This window comes from Ruegeria sp. D3 (genome assembly GCF_056534465.1).
Genome location: NZ_JBQFPK010000033.1, coordinates 1 through 5,305 on the forward strand (window position 1 = coordinate 1; position 5,305 = coordinate 5,305).

At 54.6% G+C, this 5,305-nt stretch carries 3 protein-coding genes and 1 pseudogene; 3 read left to right on the top strand and 1 reads right to left on the bottom strand.

The window, feature by feature from the left end:
• On the top strand, positions 1 to 1,834 hold a 1,834-nt coding region (locus ACR0DX_RS22525), incomplete at its 5' end, for a S8 family peptidase (protein WP_480847501.1).
• Positions 1,835 to 2,019: 185 nt separating this feature from the next.
• On the opposite strand, the pseudogene ACR0DX_RS22530 reads toward ACR0DX_RS22525, so the two are convergent.
• Positions 2,020 to 2,118 (bottom strand): annotated as a pseudogene (locus ACR0DX_RS22530) (transposase domain-containing protein); the annotation flags it as partial.
• 421 nt (positions 2,119 to 2,539) lie between these two features.
• On the opposite strand from ACR0DX_RS22530, the gene ACR0DX_RS22535 reads away from it, so the two are divergent.
• Entirely contained in the window at positions 2,540 to 4,744 is a 2,205-nt protein-coding gene (locus ACR0DX_RS22535; protein ID WP_480847503.1) for a tandem-95 repeat protein, read from the top strand.
• A gap of 6 nt (positions 4,745 to 4,750) precedes the next feature.
• Positions 4,751 to 5,305: putative Ig domain-containing protein (locus ACR0DX_RS22540; RefSeq protein ID WP_480847505.1), on the top strand; the 555-nt coding region annotated here is incomplete at its 3' end.

Consider the following 5,305-nt stretch of genomic DNA (forward strand, 5'->3'; position numbering starts at 1 on the left):
TGGCACGCATGTAGCCAACATCGCTGCAGGCAGGAAAAACGGTCAAGGCCTGCACGGCGTTGCCTTTGAATCCGAGCTTGTCATCTTCAATGGAATAAGAAAACGGGGCGACTACACCGAATTTACGATTCCGATCGAGAGCATATGGGCTGATGCCATAAACCGCGCAATTGACGCTGGTGCGCATGTCATGAACAACAGCTGGGTTCGAACCAAAATTGTCGATGATTTCATCGTCGAAATGCCAATCACGGATTTCACAACTGAAACTCCGGACGAAAATAGCAAAAATCTCAAAGAATTTCTTGGCGACAAAACCATCACCGCCCTGAATAGAGCCAAATCCGAAGACTTGATGACCGTTTTTGGCGCAGGCAACGGCGGCCTGCCCGACGTCTCAGTCACTGCAGGCATTCCGGTCGTGCTGGACGATTATCTCGGTTACTTCATCGCCGTCGTTGCTGTCCGTGAAGACAAGAGCCTATGGCACTCCTCCAACCACTGTGGCGTCGCAATGCACTTTTGCCTCGCTGCGCCAGGCGCAGGTGTCATTATCATCCCCAACGGCAACGGCTTCACTCACTTGAACGGAACATCCATTGCAGCCGCCTATGTCACTGGCGCCTATGCCGTATTGAAGAGCCAGTGGCCACACCTGACAGCACCCGTAATCGCTGAGATTATGTTCGCGGCAGCCGAAGATCTCGGTGAGCCGGGTGTTGACCCGATCTACGGGCAGGGCCTCCTCAATCTGGAACGCGCCATGCTTCCTATGGGTGAGCTTGTCGTCTACCAGGGGAACACCACCGAGAGCGACGCCATGCCTCTCGCCGAAACCGGCATCGTCGCCAGCGGCGCCCTGGCGCCAGCCCTCAACCAGGCCCTCGCAGGGCAGACCCTGATGGTTGCAGATAAGTATACGCGCGGATTTGAGCTTGCTGCCAGTGCCCTGGTCTCCGAACTCAAGGCGCCAGAACCCCGCCCCACCTTTGTACGGGAAACAAAGGCCAGCGACAGCCTCACACTCATGCGTTCAGATCACGGAACAGGTCTCCGTTTTGATGGGGATGTGTTCTCCTATGAGATAACTCTCGGCGACATAGATCCAGACGCAGATCCATTTGGACAGCTTCTGACAGAAGACTACTCATTCAGGCACAAGTTTGAACTCACACAAGCGCTGGCCCTTATTACTGACCACGCGGTCGGATCATCCACGGGCTCCTTCTCAAGGACCAGCATAGGGCTTGAAGCAAAAGACAAAGATGGGTCAGGCCTTTCTGCCCAGTTCGGCCTCATAGAAGAAAACGGCACAGTCCTTGGATCCCGCTTCATGGGAGCCGCGGGTCAGGGCGGACGCAGCTCTACCTCGTTCTTGGAAATATCCGGATCTGTTGCGGTCGGGCAGGGCACGCTCCTGACGGTATCGGGCACGCAAAGCAGGACAGATTTCAAACAGGCAGGCCTGGTCACTGGCGGCAAAAGTCTGACGGGGCGTGCCGGCAGCGTCTCAATCAGCAAGAAACGCTTTCTCGGCAGCCCAGGCACGATGCGCTTGTCGATATCCAGTCCGCTCCAGATCTCCTCTGGTGAGATTTCAATCGACCTCCCCCGGGACAGGGTTGCAGCAGTGGCCGGTCAGGAAAGCACGGGCGTGACAAGAAGCTCTCAAACTGTGCAGATTACATCTTCAGTGCGGCCGATAGATATTGGCCTGACCTATCAGCTTGCTTCAGAAGCGCCCGGACCGGAAATTCTGTTTAACGCGGGATATCGCGCACAAGGCGGTGACCCCAATCCCTACATTGGATTTGCCCTCAGTCACAGGTTTTGAGCCGCACGGGCAGATGTTTCGGCCACTTCATCTGCCGAGAGAGCTGCGCAGTGCATAGCGCACCAGATGCACGATGCAGGTCTGAACCAGGGCCTCAGGGACGGCGGAGAACAGCAGCCGGTACATGCATTGGGCCGCTGAGATTTCTGCGTCATTTTCAGGATAAAGTGAAGGCGGTGCACCGATTACAGGTCTGTGGCGTAATTCCAGGGCATCAGGCTGCTGATGTTGGACTGTTTATGCCCGTTTGCGATAGCGGTCAGTGTTTGGGTGAGCCAGGCACGGCCATTGGTTAGAACGTAATGCAGGGCGGAACGTCGAACTGATGTGGTTGACTGGGCAACTCGCCCTGACCAGAAGACCATTGCAGACTTCTGGTGCGATAATGGTGCTTGTGGCGACTGTTTGCTCAGGCCGTATTGACAAAGTAACAGTCTGACAGGTGCAGACCCCACCATAGCCTTTTCCTATTCAAATATAGAATCATGGTATTTTCCAATTCAGCGATCTGGATCCAGTGTTGGATGCGGGACGAATTGGCTGGACGTATTCGCGGTCAATCGCGCAGCGGAACCCAATCAGTAAAACTTTGGAACGTTAGCCAGTACAATAACAACAGGTTTTCACTCATCACTCACATGTACAGCACGCAAATGAGATCATCTCAATTTCTCACAGCTTGAATTGGATAAAGAAATGACCGTAATGAACAATGCACCTGTCGCGGCTGATGATACTGTTGATCCGAGTGAGTTCCTGGTCAATGACTTCACCGATGGCTCTCAAAGCGACCCGAGTGTTACCGCTCTCGCCAATGGCCATTTCGTCGTCACCTGGCAGTCTGATGATGGACAGCCGGGCGATACGTCTGAAACTGCCATCAAGGCCCGTATTCTCAATGAGAATGGTGTCGAGATTGTCAGTGAATTTCTGGTGAATGAGTCTACTAATGGTAGTCAATTGACCCCCAGCGTTACCGAGCTCGCCAATGGCCATTTCGTCGTCACATGGCCGTCCAATGATCAGGAGCAAGGGCATCCGTCTGGTTTTGACATCAAGGCCCGTATTTTTGATACGGATGGTAATGAGATTGTCAGTCAGTTCCCGGTCAATGAAGTTACCCATGACATGCAAGGCTGGCCGAGCGTGACAGCCCTTGCCAATGGCCATTTCGTCGTCACCTGGCATTCTCTTGACGGGCAGCAAGGGGATACGTCCAGTTCTGCCATCAAGGCCCGCATTTTCGATGCAAATGGCGATGAGATTGTCAGTGAATTCCTGGTCAATGAATACACCAATGACGCGCAACTATACTCGAGCGTTACAGCGCTCGCCAATGGCCATTTTGTCGTCACCTGGCATTCTTGGGACCAACAGCACGGGGATACGTCTTGGTCTGCCGTCAAGGCTCGTATTTTCAATGAGAATGGCGATGAGATTGTCAGTGAGTTCCGTGTCAACGAATTCATCAACTTCTGGCAAGAGGACCCGAGTGTGACAGCCCTCGCCAATGGGGGTTTTGTTGTCACCTGGGGGTCTCATGACCAGCAGCAAGGGGATGCGTCCGCTTCTGCCATCAAGGCCCGTATTTTCAATGAGAATGGCGATGAGATTGTCAGTGAGTTCCTGGTCAATGAATTCACCGATAGCTGGCAAGTATACCCGAGTATTACAGCGCTCACCAATGGCCATTTTGTTGTCACCTGGATGTCTGAGGACCAGCAGCAAGGGGATACGTCCGGTACTGCCATCAAGGCCCGCATTTTCAATGAGAATGGCGATGAGGTTGTCAGTGAATTCCTGGTCAATGAATTCACCAATGGCTGGCAACAGAACCCGAGTGTGACAGCCCTCGCCAATGGGGGTTTTGTTGTCACCTGGGAGTCTCATGACGGACAGCAGGGCGATGGGGACCTCGCCATCAAGGCCCGCGTTTTTGATGCGAACGGTGTTGCTCAAAGTCACAAGATTATCACAGAAGATGTTGTCACCCTGATTGAGACCGCCACGCTTCTGGCCAATGACAGCGATGTGGATGGAGATGCGCTGACGGTGATGGATGTGTCTCCGACGAGTGCACATGGCGCGGCCCTGACGCTGAACACAGACGACGGGACGATCAGCTATGATCCAACCGGCGCAGACGCTGTTCAGGCCCTGGCAGAGGGTCAGACCCTGACGGATACATTCACCTATACGGTCGAGGACGGTAATGGCGGGGAGAGCACCGCAAGTGTTTCCGTGGTTGTTCATGGAGCCAACGATGCGCCTGTTGTGGCGATTGTATTGCCTGATCAGTCTTCCGTGGAAGATGAGACCGTGAGCTTTGTGCTGCCGGCGAACGCATTCACGGATGTGGATGGGGATGCGCTGACCTTGAGTGCGACACTTACGGATGGCACGGCCCTGCCGGACTGGCTGGTGTTTGATGCGGTTGCAGGGAGCTTCTCAGGCACACCGCCGCAGGATTTCAATGGCATGGTCAATGTACTGGTGACGGCCAGTGACGGGTCTCTTTCAGCAAGCGATGCCTTTGCGCTTGAGATTACCCCTGTCAACGATGCACCTGTTGCGGTTGATGATGTTGCGCTGAGTTCGACGCCAATCACAGAGGATGCTGTGACCCTGATTGATACCGCTACCCTCTTGGCCAATGACAGCGATGCCGAGGGAGATGCGCTGACCATGACAGCGGTTTCCACAACGAGTGCGCATGGCGCAGTCCTAACGCTGAACACCGATGGGACCATCAGCTATGGTCCCACCGGCGCAGCTGATGTTCAGGCTTTGGCAGTTGGCGAGACCCTGACGGATACCTTCACCTATACCGTGGCGGACGGCCATCGCGGGGAGAGCACCGCAACGGTTTCAATGGTTGTGCACGGAGCCAACGATCGGCCTGATTTGTGAGTTCTATTGCCCAATCAGTCTTACGCAGAAGATGAAGCCGTGAGCTTTACACTACCACCGGACGCGTTTGAGGATCCGAATGGCGATGCGTTGACCTTGACCGCAACGCTTGCGGATGGTTCGGCGCTGCCGGACTGGTTGATGTTTGATGCGGCTACGGAGAGTTTCTCAGGCACACCGCCGCAGGACTTCAACGGCACATTGAACATCATGGTGACGGCGAGCGATGGCTCACTTGCAACAAGCGAGACCTTCGCGCTTGAGATCACACCGGTCAATGATGCCCCGGAAGATCTCACCCTGACAGGTTCAGAGGTCCAGGAACAAGACGCCGGGGCCGTGATTGGCATGCTCTCGGTCAGCGATCCGGATGTCGGCGACACGATCACATATACTGTCGATGATGATCGCTTCGAAGTTCTGGGCGGCAACTTGAAACTGAAGGACGGTGAAAGCCTGGATTATGAGAGCGAAACTCAGGTTGTCCTCACGGTCACAGCCACGGATGCAGGTGATCTTGCGGTCAGTAAGACCTTCACGCTTGATGTCGGGGACGTTAAC

Bases quoted from the DNA above. Each gene is read 5' to 3' on its own strand.
- ACR0DX_RS22535 (WP_480847503.1), top strand. From the start codon at position 2,540: ATGAACAATGCACCTGTCGCGGCTGATGATACTGTTGATCCGAGTGAG.